This window comes from Pontibacillus yanchengensis, from assembly GCF_009856295.1.
Taxonomy (GTDB): Bacteria; Bacillota; Bacilli; order Bacillales; family BH030062; genus Pontibacillus; species Pontibacillus yanchengensis_A.
Window position 1 is genome coordinate 223,158 of the sequence record NZ_WMEU01000005.1, and the last position, 16,570, is coordinate 239,727.

Consider the following 16,570-nt stretch of genomic DNA (forward strand, 5'->3'; position numbering starts at 1 on the left):
TTATGATGTCAGGTGAAAAGGGGCAGAGTGATTGGAAATTGCAAAAAGAGCTTGGTTTTCCAAGCTCCTTTGTAGGGAAGCGAGTATAAAATGTTGCTTGTCGATGTATAGCTTCGTGCTTCTTTATCTTAAAAGGATTTAGAGAGGAAGAACCGATTGTATTACTTCGGTAGCTTACTGCTTCTTTTGGTGGATAACTTCTTGGTTAGTTTTACACATGCGTTATAAAAACGAACCTTATATTGTTTCATAACCTTTCACCTCTTTAGTGATGAATGGAGAAACATCATTATCCAAAAGCCCTCTGATTTCTGACTCCCTAATCGACTTTACTTACTTTATTCAATATTTACATTATCTATTCATACCATTATTGTTTCATCTTCGGATCCAGTGCATCTCGAAGTCCATCGCCCATTAAATTGAACCCTAACACGGTAAGCATAATCGCTAAACCAGGGAAGATCATGGTCCATGGAGCCTGTACAAGATACTGCTTCGAATCGGCAAGCATTTTTCCCCAATCAACGTCAGGTGACTGAGCCCCTAAGCCGAGGAAACTTAGTGCAGCCACTTCAATAATGGCAGTGGCAATGGCTAGTGTGCCTTGTACAATGATAGGAGTCATGCTGTTAGGTAGGATGTGTCGAAATAAGATTCTAAAATCGTTCATGCCAACAGATTTAGCTGCGGTAATATATTCTTCTTCTTTTACACTTAGTACTTTGGATCGAATTAAACGACCAAAGTTTGGAACGTTGATAACAGCTATTGCAATCAGGGCATTTTGTAAGTCAGGGCCTAATATGGCTACGATAGCAATCGCTAACAAAATACTTGGAAATGCTAGAAGGATATCAAAAATACGTGAAATGACAATATCAACCCATTTACCGTAATAACCTGCCAGTATGCCCAGTGTACAGCCTACGATGACAGACCCAATTACGCAAGAAAAACCAACCCAAAGGGAAATACGAGCTCCATAGATAATGCGGGAAAGGATATCTCTTCCAAAATCATCCGTTCCTAACCAATGCTCAGCGGATGGTCCTTGTAGTCGATCGATTAAATTGGTTTTGGCATAATCGTAAGGCATGATTAACGGCGCTATGATCGCAAGAAGAATAAAGAACAACACAATAACTAGTCCCATAATAGCGACCTTATTTTTGGAAAAGTTCCTCCACGCATCACGCCACGGAGAGGAGGCTCTTTCTTTTACAACAGAATTATCATTCACTTTCGCAGGTGAAGATTGTGCCATTATATCTCCTCCAATCCGTTAATTATACGTAATACGAGGGTCGATAGCTGCGTAGAGCAAATCGACAATCAAGTTAATCATCACAAAAATGGTTGCAACGAGCAGGATGCCCGACTGTATCACCGGGTAATCTCGATAATTGATGGCGTCATAGATATATCGACCAATACCAGGCCAACCAAAAATGGTTTCTGTTAATATCGCTCCACCAAGTAGTAAGCCTGTTTGAAGTCCGATGACGGTTAATACAGGGATGACAGCATTTTTAAGCGAGTGCTTGTACACGACCCAAAAGTTATTCAAACCTTTAGCGCGAGCTGTTCGAATAAAATCAGATCGCATCACTTCAAGCATAGAAGAACGAGTGATTCGTGCAATGATTGCCATAGGAATGGTGGCGAGAGCTAGACCAGGTAAGATTAAATGCTTACTTACATCCCAGAAGTGAGCAATGTTTCCTTGAAGTAAAGTGTCCACCAAATACAAGTGGGTGATGGGGGTGATGACAGTTGAAGCATCATATCGACCAGTGGAAGGTAGCCACTCAAGCTGTACAGAAAAGATGTACTGTTCCATTAATCCCAACCAAAAAATTGGCATCGAAACACCAATCAAAGCAAAAATCATTGCGATATAATCAAACCAAGAATTATGAAGCCATGCACTGATAATACCAGCATTTACACCAACCACAATCGCAATAATTATCGCTACAATGGTTAATTCCATAGTGGCTGCCAGATAGGGATAAATCTCATCACTAATCGGAACTTTTGTTTTAATAGACGTACCTAAATCACCTTGTAAAAGCCCACCAACATAATCAAAATACTGGATGTACCAAGGTTGATCGAGTCCGAGCTGTTGTTCGACTTGTGCTATGGCCTCGACTGTTGCACGCTGCCCCAATATAATTTGTGCAGGATTACCAGGAATTAAATAAATGATGGAGAAGACGAGAATACTCATCCCAATCAGGACGGGAATTAACATAAAGAGACGACGTATGGTATAAGCAAACAATCCTTACACCTCCTTATATAAAATGAAGGGGACTGCCCGGAACAAGGGGACAGTCCCCTGAGGAACCTACTTAAATTCTACGTTGGTCACAGCTTCTGATCCGGTAGGGTGCGGAATGTAGCCGTTAACTTCTTTCTTGGCAGCTACAACAGGTGTTGAGTGTACTAATGGAATCCAAGGAGCATCAGCATGAACCATTTCTTGAGCTTGTTTGTATAGTTCATTACGTTTGTCTTGGTCTGTGATGGTTTGTGCTTCAATCAATACCTCGTGTAATTCGTCGTTGGAGTAATACGCATAGTTGTTGCTACCAATGCTGTCTTTATCTAAAAGCGTGTAAATGAAATTATCAGGATCACCATTGTCACCTGTCCATCCAAGTAGGAAGGCGTCAAAGTCACCTTTACTTGCTTTTTCTAGATACGTGCCCCAGTCAGCTGTTTGTAAGTTAGCCGTCACGCCAATTTCAGCGAAGCTTTGCTGGAGAACTTCGGCAATTTTCTGCCCTTCTGGAATATATGGACGCGGAACTGGCATATACCATAGGTCGAATTCAAAACCATCTTCAAAGCCTGCTTCAGCAAGAAGGGATTTGGCTTTCTCCACATCATATTCATAGTCTTCAATATCATCATTGTAGCCTTCGATACTAGGAGGCATTACTGTTTTAGCTGGTTCTGCCAATCCACCATAAAAAGCTTCAATAATTTGCTCTTTAGGTACTGCATGACTTAGAGCCTGACGTACTTTTTGCTCGGCAGCCATCGGGGTATCGCGATTCATCGTAAACGCCATATAGCCAACGTTCATGGATGGGCGTTCCATGATTTGTAGATTCGGATCCGATTCGATACGTTCTACATCAGAAGGATTAACTCCATCAATTAAATCGACCTCACCTGTCATTAGTGCATTTAAGCGAGCAGAGTTTTCAGGGATAACGGTATAAATAACTTTGTTTAGCTTTGGAAGACCTTCTTTCCGATAGTTTGCATTCTTCTCCAAAACGATGCGTTCGTTTCGTTTCCATTCCGTAAACTGGAATGGTCCAGTACCTACCGGATTTTCTGTGAATTTATCCCCGTGTTTTTCAACAGCATCGGGACTCGCCATACCAAATGGTGTCATCGCTAGATTTTTTAAGAATGGTGCTTGTGGGCGATTTAAGGAAAATTCTACTGTAAACTCATCCACCGCTTTTACCTCTTTAATAACGTGGCCTTCATCACCTTTGAAGCCACCAAACATTGTATAATACGGGAACTGCTCCGAATCTCCATTCATCCAGCGTTCAAAGTTGAATACAACGGCATCAGCATTAAAATCAGTCCCATCATGGAACATGACGCCTTCCTCTAATGTGAATGTGTACGTTAATCCATCATCAGAAACGGTCCATTCTTTCGCTAATCCTGGCACAAGTTGTGTATTCGTGTCTTCATAATTCAAAAGTGTTTCAAAAATATTCTCTGTCACACGAAATGTCTCGCCCTCCGTAGTCGTGATTGGATCAAGAGCTGTGGAGTCTCCACCACGAGCATAGATTAACGTGTCCTTCATAGAAGTATCATCGCTGTTATCTGTGTTCATCTCTTCTTCATTGGTATCCTCTGTTTGGTCTTCTGAGTTTTCTGTAGTTGTCTCCTCTTGATCTTCCTCGGACTTGTCACTACATCCGACTACAGCAACGGAAAGGAGAAGCAAAAAGAGTAAAGCGAGTAATCCAAAGCGTTTTGTCATGTATCAATTCCCCCTTGAAATGTGTAAATATATCATGAATGAGCTTTGTCATCGTTGTATAGATGACAAGCAACATAATGATCTGGTTTGATTTCCTTAAAGCTCGGTCGAGTCGTCTTACAAATGTCCATGCATTCTTTGCAACGAGTATGGAATGCACATCCTTCAGGTGGATTAGAAGGGCTGGGCATCTCTCCTGTTAGCAATTCATCATCATTTAATGGTAGGTTTGGATCCGGGATAGGTACGGAAGAGAGTAGGGATTTCGTATAGGGATGAAGTGGTTCTCTATATAACGCATCACTAGCGGTTAGCTCGACCAACCTCCCTAAATACATTACGCCAACACGATCACTAATATGACGAACAACCCCTAAATCGTGTGCAATGAAAATATACGTTAAGTCGAACTTGTGTTGTAAATCTTTCAGTAAATTCAATACTTGAGATTGAATCGATACATCTAAAGCAGAGACGGGTTCATCGGCGATGATTAATTTTGGATGTGTCATCAATGCACGAGCGATTCCAATTCGTTGCCGCTGGCCACCACTGAACTGATGGGGATAACGAGAAGCATGATAGGAGGCAAGTCCGACAACCGAAAGCATATCTTGAATTCGTTCCTTTCGTTCTTGTTTATTTTTTATGCCATGAACTATTAACGGTTCTTCTAGAATTTTTTCAACAGTGTGGCGTGGATTTAGAGAAGCGTAGGGATCTTGGAAAATAAGCTGCATTTCCTTGCGCAATTTTTTCATCTGCTTGGAAGAGAGTTTGGTAATGGAGTGACCTTCAAACAATACTTCCCCCTCCGTCGCTTCAAGAAGTCGTAATAACACTCTTCCTGTTGTGGATTTGCCGCAGCCACTTTCGCCGACTAACCCTAGTGTTTCCCCTTGATTCACGGAAAACGATACGTCATCTACAGCTTTCACTTCACCAATTTTTCTGGCTAATATGCCACCGGTGATTGGAAAGTACTTTTTTAGTTGATTAACTTGTAGTAATGGTGGATTCATGAGCAGACTCACCTTCTTTTTCATATAGAAAACAGCGCACCTGATGCTCGCCATCGTTAAAGGAATACAAATCAGGGTCCTTTTCAAAACAATGATCCATTGCATACTGACAACGTTCTGCGAAACGGCATCCCTTTTTAATGGAACCTGGTTTTGGCACATTACCTGGAATGGAGAACAAACGGCTCGTTTTTGAACGGATATCAGGTACGGAAGCTAACAGTCCTTTTGTATAAGGATGTTTCGGATCAGAGAAAATGGTTTTTACATCACTCTGTTCGACAATCTTTCCAGCGTACATAACGGCAATGCGATCACACACTTCCGCAACGACACCTAAATCGTGTGTAATGAGCATAATGGAAGTGTTCATTGTCTTATTTAACTTCTTCATTAATCTCAGGATTTGTTTTTGAATAGTGACATCCAAGGCTGTCGTTGGTTCATCTGCAATTAATAGTTTGGGATCACAAATCATCGCCATGGCAATCATCACACGCTGACGCATACCACCGGATAATTGGTGAGGATAGGCATTTAACAAATCTTCAGCACGTGGGAGGCCTACAAGGTTTAGCATTTCAATTGCTCGTTCTTTGTATTTCGCTTGGCTCCATTTTCGGTGAGTGCGAAGCGCTTCAATGAGTTGATTGCCAATCTTGAATAACGGGTTCAAAGAGGTCATAGGCTCTTGAAAAATCATCGCTATTTCATTTCCACGAATCGACCGCATTCGTTTTTCAGAAGCATCAAGTAAATTCTCCCCATTAAATAGAATGTTTCCACCGATAATACGTCCAGGTGGGGAAGGGATGAGTCCCATGATAGAAAGGGAAGTAACACTTTTCCCACACCCAGATTCTCCTACAATGCCGAGTATTTCACCTTTGTGAATGTGAACGTCTATATGATCGACAGCTGGAATTTCACCATCATCAGTATAAAAGGATGTCCTAAGCCCTTTTATGTCTAAGACCGGATGGGAATGTGAATCAGACATATGCTCACCTCTCTCGAAAAAACTAGTAAACGTATTACTCAATCTATTCGGACGAGTAGGGCGATATTCATAGAAAGATTGTTAAAAGGGAAGGGACACCAATGGAATTCTCTAAGACGATTATAGGAATGAAGGGAAATTTGGGGATTGTTGACAGTCAAAGTCGGACAACGTCGCATACTCTAATCTATGAGGAGTAATAGATACCTCATAAATATTGTGTAAGGATGGTGAGAATGATGAATCGATGGAGAAGTTATCGATTGTGGGTAGCCATTGCATCGCTAATCTCATTATTCCTGCAAGATTGCGGTGTGATTGACGTAGATTATGATATTTATACCGAGCTTATTCTATCGATATTAGTCCTATTAGGCATCATTAGACCTCCAGGTGCAGATGTACCTCCACCTTTCGAGAACAAGAAGGAAGGGAATCAGAAGGATGGAAAATCTACGACTACCAAATCTAAGGGATTTAAGAGGAAAAACCGTAAGTGATGGTCAATAATGAATTTGAAGGCTATCAGTGGAAATCGTGTCCATGTTTCGACTATCGATCCATCTTACAAGAAAAACGTCAAGAAGCTGATGTGAAGCGGTTTAGATTGATAACGGGTGTATTTTTATCTGCAGAAGAGAGGATTGCAGCGAAGAAGTGTTTACTATCGGTTTATAACTGGGTGCTTTATGAGAAGGAGGAGTATATGAATTATAACCCACCATTTCGCCTGCTCACCGGCACCTTTATTAATAAGGATGAAGCGGACATGCATGCCAAGGTAATAAGAGAAGGGTATGGGTGGACGGTTTATGTGATTGATGCTTAATGTAAAAAGTTATTTAGTTAGTAAATGGTGCATAAAGTTAGAGATTGTATGGAGGGTTGAAGCGAGCAAAATGTAATGCGGAGCGAGCAAACACCAATCCAGAACAACCAAAAGTTAGGGTTTCTTTCTTACAAATCTACAACAATATTAGATTGCCAATTGATAGGCGATAATAGAATATCAACATTAACTAAATCCTAAAAATAAAAAAACAGTACTGATTCATTAAGAATCTGTACTGTTTAAATTTTTGGCGATTTTAGCTGTGATAGAACTTGGAAGGAACTTTGCTAGGACGGCTCCAACAGCGTTTGATCTTCCTGGGATGATAATGCGTTGGCCTTTTTGAAAGCCTTCAAACCCAGCTTTAGCTACGACGGAAGCACTCATTGCCGAAGCGGCGAGTTTCATTTTTTCACCACGAGCTGTCTTAAAGAAGTTCGTTTCAGTTGCTCCAGGGCATAGTGTGGTGATGTTAACTCCTGTCCCTTTTAGTTCCCCGGCAAGACCTTCTGAGAAGGAGAGGACGTAGGCTTTAGATGCATAATAGACAGACATGCCTGGCCCAGGCTGGAACGCAGCTGTACTTGCAACGTTTAATATACCAGCCGGTTCTCCTTTATTAGCGAGCTTTTTCATCTCAGGTAAGAACCAATACGTAAGATCCGTTAATGTGGTCATATTCACTTGCATCATGTCTTGCTGTTCCTGTAGGGAAAGCTTATCAAATGAACCGGTTAACCCAAATCCAGCATTATTAACTAGAACGTTAACATGTATATCTTTACTATCCAGCTCCTTGTACAGTTCTTCTGCAGAATGGGGTTGAGAGAGATCTTTCGGTACAATTGTTACGTCCACATGTTCTAGTTCATTTTGTAGCTCTTGTAATTTCACTTCATTTCGAGCTGTTACGATTAGATTATATCCATTAGCAGCAAATAGACGAGCAAATTCATAACCTAATCCACTAGATGCACCCGTAATAAGAGCAGTTGGTTTCAAGTAGAGTCACCTCATCATATATTGTAAGTATGTTTAAGTAGTTAAACCATAAAACACCGATGTGAAAAAGTCAAAAGATGCCGGTTTTAGGTAAAAAAGCGCCACCATTATAATTAGTTATAACAGTGGCGTTTTTCTTAGATACGAACATGATGATAGTTTTGTTATCAAAATAATAACAGTAACCTTTAACAACAACTTCCTTGTGAAGACTTCGTATTAAATAAATTCCCCGAATTACATACGCCTGTTTCAGGAAGGTTTAAGTGAACTTCTTTTGCACGATCAAAATCACCTGATAAATAGGCTACAACAGAACGAGCCTGTTCATAACCAGTGGCTAATAGAAAGGTAGGTGCTCTGCCGTAACTTTTCGCACCGATAATATAAAAGTTCGGCTCAGGCTGACGAAGTTCTTTTTCCCCATGAGCTCGCACTGTTCCGCAACTATGAATGTTCGGATCAATTAATTCTGCTAATTCCGGAACTGATTCAAGTGTTGGATCAAATGTATAACGAAGTTCACGGACAAAGTCGAATGTAGGTCTGGCTCCTGTAGTCGAAACTATTTCATCAACTTCTTCTATTGTCGTTTCATCTCCGTTTACTTCCCCATGTATGGTTAAGGTTTGATCCTCTTGTGTAATGGACCGTACAATCATAGGTGTATGCACATTCACTTGACCGCTATCTATGAGTTCCTGGATTTTTGTCCCCAAAGCACCACGACCTGGCAGGGCATCATCTTCCATCCCACCATAGGTTTCACGTACATCTTTTTTTCGTAATAGCCAGTGCAACTCTGTATCAGGAAGCTCTGCTAGATCGAGTAAGGTATTAATAGCGGAGTGGCCACTTCCCACTATCACTACTTTTTTACCTTCGTAACGTTTGCGTTCTGTATTTAAAACATCAGGTATGCCATATCTAATAGAGTTGGATGTTTCCTCTTCACCTTCCGCACGAATGCCACCAGCTCCAACTGGGTTTGGATTTTGCCAGGTGCCTGTTGCATCGATTACTGCTCTAGCTTCATACGTTTCATTACTATGTTCTTTTTGGACTTGAATAACGAAAGGGGCTTGCTCACGATTAGCCGTTTTTACTTTATCAAATCCTTTGCGGGTAATCGCATGGACCTTACTGTTCACATGAATATATGGCTTCATTTCAGGTAAGCTCGCTAGTGGAATCAAGTAATCATCCACAATTTCTTTACCGTAAGGCAGTCTTTCCTCATCTGGAAGAGAAATGGCATGCATTTTTAATAATTCTTTAGCCGCACTATCCATATTGTACTTCCATGGAGAGAAGAGTCTCACATGGCCGTAATCTAAGAAGTTTGTTCCTATTTGATTACCAGATTCAAACAGAATAAACGGTTGATTTTGTTGGCTAAGTTGAGCGGCAGCTGCGAGTCCGATTGGACCACCACCGATAATAGCTACAGGTAAATTTGTATTCATTGAATATCCTCCTTCATTAATCAAAAAAATTTGATATAAAAAGAAAAGCTCGGGGCACCCGGTTAGCGACGTACAAACTGCTGCCCACAGGACGTGGGTTGGTTCGATGTTGCTGCATGATGCAGCGATCTTAATCGAACCTCCATCACTCCAAAACTTCCTCCCGCATGAGATAAAGGAAACACGGAGAGCGATAGCAATCCGATGTTGACTTATCGTAAGGAGGAGCTGGAAGTTTGCTAGTCGCTGGGCGCTGGAGCTAGACATGTAAGCGCCAGAACTTATACTTACTTTGCTTATAAGACAGACCAAAAGTAGTTCACTAGTTTGGTCTGAATAAACAGCAAAGGTCTTCAGAAAGGATGGAATTGACTACGGTTTCATTGATCCAGTAGTAACTCCAAGTGCCTTTGGTTTCTTTATGGATAAATCCCGCTTTATACAAAATCTTCAAATGGTAAGAGAGTTTTGACTGTGGTAGGTTTACTTCAACCTCCAAGTCACACACACATGTCTTTCCATTTCTCGTTAAGATGTTCATGATAAGTAATCGTTTCTCATCAGCCAGTGCTTTAAATTGGTGTACATAAGAAGCAAAATCAATATTTTCATTAGGTTGGATAATAGGCAATTCTTTCACTATAATCAGCCTCTTTCTATTCATCAAAATTATTTGATTAATATCTATGATACAGAAATACATAAGAAATGCAACTTAATTCATCAAAAAAATTGATGAAATTTTGTATTGAAAAAATGTAAGTATATATTTATTATTATATAAGCATATACTTATATAAAAAGAAGGTGTTCCTGTTGGAGAAAACGGTTCTATCGATTAAAGATGCCTCTCAAGTGTTAAAGTTGCTTGGTGATCAAACTCGTTTGACGATTATAGGCTTACTGAAAAATAACGAATGCTGCGTTTGCGAATTCGTAGAAATATTAGATATGTCTCAACCAGCCATAAGTCAGCACTTGCGAAAATTAAGAGATGCAGGCTTAGTAAAAGAACAACGTAAGGGTCATTGGATGTTTTACTCCTTGAATCAGGAAGACGATTCTTTCGCCCTTATTTCTGAAGTATTGGAACACATACCAGATCAAAAGGAAAAACTTATTCAACTAGAACAGAGTGGAAAACGAATTTGTTGTGATTAAAAGGGGGAGAATGAGGTTTGTCTGTTTTATTAGCTGTATCGATTTTTATACTGACACTCGTATTTGTCATTTGGCAGCCTAGGAATTTAGGAATTGGCTGGTCAGCATGTACGGGTGCAATCCTAGCTTTACTTGCAGGAGTTGTTGATTTTCAAGACGTAGCTACCGTAACGGGAATTGTTTGGAATGCTACACTCGCGTTTGTTGCTATTATTATTATTTCATTGATTCTTGATGAGATTGGTTTTTTTGAATGGGCTGCTTTACATATGGCACGTCTATCGAACGGAAATGGTTTTAAGATGTTCATTTATATTTCGTTGCTAGGAGCTGCTGTAGCTGCATTATTCGCAAATGATGGTGCAGCCTTAATCCTGACTCCGATTGTACTCGCAATGGTTCGGGCATTGAACTTTAAGGAACGGATGATATTTCCGTTTATTATGGCAAGTGGTTTTATAGCCGATACTACATCGTTGCCACTCGTTGTGAGTAACCTCGTGAATATTGTATCGGCAGACTTCTTTGATATTGGTTTCCTAGAGTATGCGTCACGCATGATGATCCCGAACCTTTTCTCATTAGGGGCAAGTATTCTAGTACTCTATCTTTATTTTAGAAAAGATATTCCAAGTGAGTATGATGTGAATCAGGTGAAAACACCTGCTGACGCAATTAAGGACATAAAAATGTTCCACCTATCGTGGTGGGTATTAGGCGTTCTACTTATCGGATATTTCGCTAGCGAATTTTTCGCGTTACCTGTATCGATTATTGCCGGTGTTGTCGCGATTTTCTTCTTGTTAATGGCCCGCCGAAGTGCTGCCGTTGAAACCACAACGGTTGTAAAAGGTGCACCTTGGGCGATCGTGTTTTTCTCTATTGGTATGTATGTCGTCGTGTATGGCTTACGGAATGTTGGTCTGACGGACGTACTAGCAAATGTTATTGAAGCAGCTGCCAATCAAGGGCTTTTTGTAGGAACCATTTCAATGGGTTTCATCGCGGCTATTCTTTCATCTATTATGAATAACATGCCGACTGTGATGATTGATGCACTAGCCATTGCTGATTCCAATACGAGTGGTGTGATGAAAGAAGGACTTATCTACGCCAACGTAATCGGAAGTGACTTAGGACCGAAGATTACACCAATTGGATCACTAGCAACACTGTTATGGTTACACGTTTTATCTCAAAAAGGAGTCAAAATATCCTGGGGATACTACTTTAAAATAGGAGTTATTCTAACTGTACCAACCTTACTCATTACGCTAATAGGTCTGTATCTGACGCTATTGCTACTATAATTTATACAACATAAGGAGCTTGATACGTTATGACAAATCAAAAACCAGTACTTTACTTTCTATGCACAGGGAACTCTTGCCGTAGTCAAATGGCGGAAGCATGGGGCAAATATTATTTAGGCGATAAATGGGATGTTAAGAGCGCAGGTATCGAAGCTCACGGATTGAATCCCAATGCCGTCAAAGCTATGAAAGAAGTCGACATGGATATTTCAGAGCAAGAATCAGATATTATCGATCAAGAGGTTTTAAATAACGCTGAATTCGTTGTTACCCTTTGCGGTGATGCACGTGATAAATGTCCAATCACACCAACACATGTACGTAATGAACACTGGGGATTTGACGACCCAGCTAAAGCAGAAGGAACAGACGAAGAAAAGTGGGATGTTTTTCAGCGAGTTCGTGATGAGATAGGAGAGCGTATTAAGACGTTTGCAGAGACAGGGAAATAGGTGAATGTGGAGTGCTCTTCTTTTTAGAGGAGCACTCTTCTTTATAGAGTGATTTAAATTTTCATTCTTCATCCATAACAGATAAACTGTACTACAATACATAATAAAGAGAGGGATGAGCATGCAAGCAATTGTTTTGTTTATATTAGCAGGTATAGCAGAAATTGGGGGAGGATACTTAATGTGGCTATGGCTTCGTGAAGGAGCTTCCTGGCAGTATGGTTTGGCAGGTGCAATCATTATTGTCCTATATGGTATTATCCCTACTTTTCAATCATTTCCGGATTTCGGACGAGTGTACGCTGCTTATGGTGGAGTATTTGTGATTCTATCATTGTTATGGGGGTGGGGAATCGACCAGAAAACGCCAGATATGTATGATTGGATAGGGGGAATCATTTGCTTAATTGGGGTGAGCGTGATTTTATGGGCACCACGTACATAAAAAAACCAGTCAACATCGAATCACTTGCGCTCTTCGTGTTTCCTTTATCTCATGTGGGATCAGGTGAAGTTCGGGGTTGAGGGAGGTTTGATCAAAATCGCTGCATCGTGCAGCAACATCGAACTGACCTACCTCCTGTAGGCCCGCCTCACGCAACAACATCGAACCAACCCACGTCCTGTGGGCAGCAGTTTGTACGTCGCTAAACGGGCGCCCCGAGCTTTTGTTCTTAAGCAGCTAATTCTTTTTTCTTGAAAATAAACACCGATAACACAAGAAGTATGGCGCTTAGTAGGATGGTTAGAAGTGTCGTGATCCACATATCAGTAGGCAATGTTCCACTGTTCAGGAATGTTTGGATGTATAAGTGAATTTGCGGCGGGAGCCATTCGAATTGACTTTTGAATATCCCGTTGATGGAACTTAATACAATGACCGAGGTTACAGATAAGAAGCCTACTAGTCCAGGTACTCGAAATAGTGTATTTAGAAAGACGGATATGGTGATGACCAATACATACCAGACGCTGTGAAATAGAAAGCCTGTCATGGCATGAGAAAATGGTAGATCTCCAAATAGAATATTGATATAATACCAGCTTGCTATGAGACCTAGAAAAGAACTAGTTAACACTAATAAAAGTGTGCTCGCCCATTTAGCGGTAATATAATTGGTATAACTAACAGGTTTAACGAGTATCAGCTCGATTACGCCACTTTTTCGTTCACTAGAAATAAGCCCCATCGACATGATTAAAATAAGTAACAATCCCATTAGATTATATTGAGAAATACTACTCATAAATGCTTGCTCTGGTGTAGGAGTGGGGATGTTGATTTCAGCACCTTCAGGTAAATCGCCAAACTGCTCCAACAAGACAGGAGTATAATAGGAAGTAATAGGATCCATAATCGCCAGAAGTATAAATACAATCGGTACCCATACCCACTTTAAGCTTCGCCAATTTTCAAGTAATTCTTTTTGAAAAATTGTCCACCACTGCATTACTGCTTCACCACTTTCATAAATAAGTCTTCTAAAGACGTGCGACTCACCTCAAAGTGAGTAATAGGCCAATTTTGTTCCGCAGCTAATTGTAAAATCGCAGATCTAGCTTGGTCTGTGTTATGGGTGTTGATAGTTAAATGTTTCCCTTCTTTAAGTACGTTTTCGACTGACTCAAGTGATTCTATGTCTTCTGCATATGTATCACTGTTTTGAGAGAAGGAGACTTTTAGTTTCGTAGCCTCCTGAGTGAATTGTAGATCATCTAGTCTTCCGGATTCCACAATCTCTCCATTATGCATTAGCAACAGTTCATCACTCACTTCTTCCGCGTCACTTAAAATGTGCGTAGAAAAAAGAATAGTCGTTCCCTTTTTGATATCCTCTAATAAATTCAATACTTCCCGACGGCCAATTGGGTCTAAAGCTGAAACAGGTTCATCTAGAATAAGCAACTTAGGCTGATGAATCATCGCTTGAGCAATTCCGAGTCGTTGCTTCATCCCTCCTGAATACTTGCTGATACGACGATTTTTGGCATCAGCTATTCCAACTTTTTCGAGCAACACTTCAGCTCGATTACTCGCATCCTTTTTAGATAAATGGGCTAGTCTACCTACATAAACAAGAAACTCTTTACCAGTCATCCAGTAATGAAAGACAGGATGCTGGGGGAGATACCCAATCACTTCGCGAATATCCGAATGAGCAGGGTGCCCTTCGAATACAATAGATCCACTCGTCGGTTTCATCAAACCTGCAAGCATGCGCAGTGTAGTCGTCTTCCCAGCACCATTCGGCCCAAGCAAGGAAATACAATTCCCTTTCTCTAATTCAAAAGCTATATCATGAACTACATCTGTCTTATCAAAACGCTTCGTTAATCCAGAAACAGATACAAATGCCATTTTATTGCGGTCTCCTTCCGATAATGAAGTACACTACAGGGCCAACTAGGTTAAACCCTAAAATAATAATAAGCCATAACCATTTGGGGCCATTCGTTTCCTCTCTCCTAATCAAATCAACAATGGCGACAGTAAGTAGGATAAGTTCAAGAATTAAAACCGGTATAATTAGCTTCCAAGGAATCATATCAAAAAACTCAGCCAGCTCAGGGAATTGGGCAGTATCCATATACAACCTCCTTATAAATCCATTCTATATAATATGACGATTGAGGGAGGTAATAGTTTACTACAAATGAAAATTTTTCTAAAAACAGTAGAACAGATAGTAGTTGCAAGAAAAGTAGCAAAATTGTATAATACTCTCATGACATTCTTATCCGGGGCATTAGCTCAGTTGGGAGAGCGCCTGGCTGGCAGCCATGAGGTCGCCGGTTCGAGCCCGGCATGCTCCATATCCTCAAACCTTTTGTCTCTCAAGGGGTTTGTTTTTTTATTCCTCAGTTAGAAGTTTCTCCTTTAATCAGATGTTCACAGAAGTTCACATTTTATCTTGTGGGTGTTTGTTCTTACTTTCCATTTCTTCCTCAAAATCCAGTATGTTGAAAGATTTTAAACAAGAACTTGAGAATACTGCTAATCGTCTTGTCAGTCCCCGCCCTTTCTTAGGATAATAAAAGGAGTAAGAGTGAGCACTCCTACTCCTAACAATTGGCTTACAACCGATTTTCTAGCTCAAAGTCATAATACAGAACATCTCAAGTCTCCCGTTTGAGGGCGCTAACCTGGATGAAGAGAAAAAATAACTGCTATTTTATCCGTGAATTAAGCGCCAATTACAAGTAAATCTCGTGTCGAGAAAGTAACGTGTGCCTAAAATTAAGTAGTTCGTCCTTATTTATTAAATGTGTTTTAACCTCCATTAGTCTAACGATTTTTTACAGAAGTAGAAGTCCACGCATTCCAAGCTGTTGTCATTCATACGTTGTTCTGCACCTTCTTGAGTTTTAGATGGAGGCACAATGACTTTTTCGCCTTTTCTCCAGTCTGCTGGAGTAGCAACCCCATGTTCATCGGTGGTTTTTAGTGCTTGAACCAAACGAATGATTTCGTCCATATTACGACCAGTGGAAAGTGGATAATATATAATAGCTCGGACAATTTGTTGATCATCAATTACAAATACCGCTCTAGAAGCTTCTGTAGAGCTTTCACCAGGCATGATCATACCATATTTTTGGGCTACTTCTTGGGTGAGATCAGCGATGATTGGAAATTCAATTTTAACTCCAAAGTTTTGCTCAATGTTACGAACCCAAGCGATATGAGAGTTTACGCTATCTACACTTAGTCCTAAAAGTTCTGTATTCAATTCATTTAATTGTTTGTAAATTTTTTGAAAACCAATGAATTCTGTTGTACATACAGGGGTGAAGTCAGATGGATGAGAAAATAGTAGCACCCATTTTCCTTTATAATCATTTAAATTAATTGTACCGTGGGTAGTGACAGCTTCAAAATCAGGCGCTTTAGAACCAATACGTGGTAGAGCATTTACCTCTTCATTATGTTGTGTTAAGTCTGTCATAGTAATAACATCTCCTTATTTAATATAATCATTATTATTGTATCCCTCAAGATATCGCAAAGACATAGGGGTATCCCCCTATACCTTAATAAGTATAATTAGTTCCAATTCTTTTAAGTTTGTTACAATATTTTATATTAACCAAAAGATGAAGAAGTACTCGGACGTCCATTAGCAAATATGGAGAGAGAAACAAATAAAAGCATTACTACATACCCTTAAGATATTTTCACTACTCAATGCTTTCTTGATAGTAAGGGTTTTTTTTGTTGTTTCGAGGGAAAATTGCTCTCTTTTTTTGAAAGAAAGTTCTGGCGTTTACATGTCTAACTCCAGCTACTAGCA

Annotated in this window: 18 protein-coding genes and 1 tRNA gene; 7 read left to right on the forward strand and 12 right to left on the reverse strand. The window is 40.2% G+C overall.

Going from position 1 to position 16,570, the window contains the following annotated elements; all coding sequences use genetic code 11:
* Window positions 1–370 precede the first annotated feature (370 nt).
* The 5 genes from nikC to GLW08_RS15790 all read right to left on the reverse strand — a co-directional run bounded on the left by nikC (window position 371) and on the right by GLW08_RS15790 (window position 6,052).
* Window positions 371–1,267 (reverse strand): nickel transporter permease, encoded by an 897-nt coding sequence (nikC, locus tag GLW08_RS15770; RefSeq protein ID WP_160849608.1) that lies wholly within the window; start codon window positions 1,265–1,267, stop codon window positions 371–373.
* An 18-nt stretch (window positions 1,268–1,285) separates the two neighbouring features.
* The gene (locus tag GLW08_RS15775; RefSeq protein ID WP_160849609.1) at window positions 1,286–2,290 is read right to left on the reverse strand and encodes an ABC transporter permease; all 1,005 of its coding nucleotides are present in this window, start codon (window positions 2,288–2,290) and stop codon (window positions 1,286–1,288) included.
* A 66-nt stretch (window positions 2,291–2,356) separates the two neighbouring features.
* Complete coding sequence (locus GLW08_RS15780) at window positions 2,357–4,030, reverse strand: ABC transporter substrate-binding protein (protein ID WP_160849610.1); 1,674 nt, start codon at window positions 4,028–4,030, stop codon at window positions 2,357–2,359.
* Window positions 4,031–4,062: 32 nt separating this feature from the next.
* Complete coding sequence (locus GLW08_RS15785; protein ID WP_160849611.1) at window positions 4,063–5,052, reverse strand: ABC transporter ATP-binding protein; 990 nt, start codon at window positions 5,050–5,052, stop codon at window positions 4,063–4,065.
* A complete protein-coding gene (locus GLW08_RS15790) occupies window positions 5,027–6,052 on the reverse strand; it encodes an ABC transporter ATP-binding protein (RefSeq protein WP_160849612.1) in 1,026 nt (341 codons plus the stop codon). The genes GLW08_RS15785 and GLW08_RS15790 overlap by 26 nt, the downstream gene beginning before the upstream one ends.
* Window positions 6,053–6,288: 236 nt before the next feature.
* Here GLW08_RS15790 and GLW08_RS21955 point away from each other — a divergent pair, with 236 nt between their 5' ends.
* Together GLW08_RS21955 and GLW08_RS21685 are read left to right on the forward strand one after the other, a co-directional pair.
* Window positions 6,289–6,552 (forward strand): hypothetical protein, encoded by a 264-nt coding sequence (locus GLW08_RS21955; RefSeq protein ID WP_237458471.1) that lies wholly within the window; start codon window positions 6,289–6,291, stop codon window positions 6,550–6,552.
* On the forward strand, window positions 6,549–6,881 hold the full coding sequence (locus tag GLW08_RS21685; RefSeq protein WP_202406391.1) for a hypothetical protein: 333 nt from the start codon (window positions 6,549–6,551) through the stop codon (window positions 6,879–6,881). The genes GLW08_RS21955 and GLW08_RS21685 overlap by 4 nt, the downstream gene beginning before the upstream one ends.
* Before the next feature lie 225 nt (window positions 6,882–7,106).
* On the opposite strand, the gene GLW08_RS15800 is transcribed toward GLW08_RS21685, so the two are convergent.
* From GLW08_RS15800 to GLW08_RS15810, 3 genes are all read right to left on the reverse strand, one after another.
* Window positions 7,107–7,886 carry an SDR family NAD(P)-dependent oxidoreductase gene (locus GLW08_RS15800; protein ID WP_160849613.1) on the reverse strand — a complete coding sequence of 260 codons (780 nt, stop codon included), beginning with the start codon at window positions 7,884–7,886 and terminating at the stop codon, window positions 7,107–7,109.
* Between the two features lie 188 nt (window positions 7,887–8,074).
* Window positions 8,075–9,352 (reverse strand): NAD(P)-binding domain-containing protein, encoded by a 1,278-nt coding sequence (locus GLW08_RS15805; protein WP_160849614.1) that lies wholly within the window; start codon window positions 9,350–9,352, stop codon window positions 8,075–8,077.
* A 322-nt stretch (window positions 9,353–9,674) separates the two neighbouring features.
* Window positions 9,675–9,992 (reverse strand): metalloregulator ArsR/SmtB family transcription factor, encoded by a 318-nt coding sequence (locus GLW08_RS15810; RefSeq protein WP_337193950.1) that lies wholly within the window; start codon window positions 9,990–9,992, stop codon window positions 9,675–9,677.
* 176 nt (window positions 9,993–10,168) lie between these two features.
* Between GLW08_RS15810 and GLW08_RS15815 the strand changes: the two genes are divergently transcribed.
* The 4 genes from GLW08_RS15815 to GLW08_RS15830 all read left to right on the forward strand — a co-directional run bounded on the left by GLW08_RS15815 (window position 10,169) and on the right by GLW08_RS15830 (window position 12,723).
* Window positions 10,169–10,513 (forward strand): ArsR/SmtB family transcription factor, encoded by a 345-nt coding sequence (locus GLW08_RS15815; RefSeq protein WP_160849615.1) that lies wholly within the window; start codon window positions 10,169–10,171, stop codon window positions 10,511–10,513.
* Window positions 10,514–10,530: 17 nt separating this feature from the next.
* The gene (locus GLW08_RS15820; RefSeq protein WP_160849616.1) at window positions 10,531–11,823 is read left to right on the forward strand and encodes an arsenic transporter; all 1,293 of its coding nucleotides are present in this window, start codon (window positions 10,531–10,533) and stop codon (window positions 11,821–11,823) included.
* 29 nt (window positions 11,824–11,852) lie between these two features.
* Window positions 11,853–12,278 (forward strand): arsenate reductase (thioredoxin), encoded by a 426-nt coding sequence (gene arsC, locus GLW08_RS15825; protein WP_160849617.1) that lies wholly within the window; start codon window positions 11,853–11,855, stop codon window positions 12,276–12,278.
* A 121-nt stretch (window positions 12,279–12,399) separates the two neighbouring features.
* A complete protein-coding gene (locus tag GLW08_RS15830; RefSeq protein WP_202406385.1) occupies window positions 12,400–12,723 on the forward strand; it encodes a YnfA family protein in 324 nt (107 codons plus the stop codon).
* Between the two features lie 229 nt (window positions 12,724–12,952).
* Here the strand turns inward: GLW08_RS15830 and GLW08_RS15835 are convergent, their stop codons facing one another.
* From GLW08_RS15835 to GLW08_RS15845, 3 genes are read right to left on the reverse strand one after another with little or no spacing between them, the layout of a single operon-like run.
* A complete protein-coding gene (locus GLW08_RS15835) occupies window positions 12,953–13,729 on the reverse strand; it encodes an ABC transporter permease subunit (RefSeq protein ID WP_160849619.1) in 777 nt (258 codons plus the stop codon).
* Complete coding sequence (locus tag GLW08_RS15840; protein WP_160849620.1) at window positions 13,729–14,637, reverse strand: ABC transporter ATP-binding protein; 909 nt, start codon at window positions 14,635–14,637, stop codon at window positions 13,729–13,731. The genes GLW08_RS15835 and GLW08_RS15840 overlap by 1 nt, the downstream gene beginning before the upstream one ends.
* Window position 14,638: 1 nt before the next feature.
* The gene (locus GLW08_RS15845) at window positions 14,639–14,866 is read right to left on the reverse strand and encodes a PLD nuclease N-terminal domain-containing protein (RefSeq protein WP_160849621.1); all 228 of its coding nucleotides are present in this window, start codon (window positions 14,864–14,866) and stop codon (window positions 14,639–14,641) included.
* A 153-nt stretch (window positions 14,867–15,019) separates the two neighbouring features.
* Here GLW08_RS15845 and GLW08_RS15850 point away from each other — a divergent pair.
* Window positions 15,020–15,092: transfer RNA gene (locus tag GLW08_RS15850), tRNA-Ala, on the forward strand.
* Window positions 15,093–15,559: 467 nt separating this feature from the next.
* Here the strand turns inward: GLW08_RS15850 and GLW08_RS15855 are convergent.
* A complete protein-coding gene (locus GLW08_RS15855) occupies window positions 15,560–16,225 on the reverse strand; it encodes a peroxiredoxin (RefSeq protein ID WP_160849622.1) in 666 nt (221 codons plus the stop codon).
* Between the last annotated feature and the right edge of the window lie 345 nt (window positions 16,226–16,570).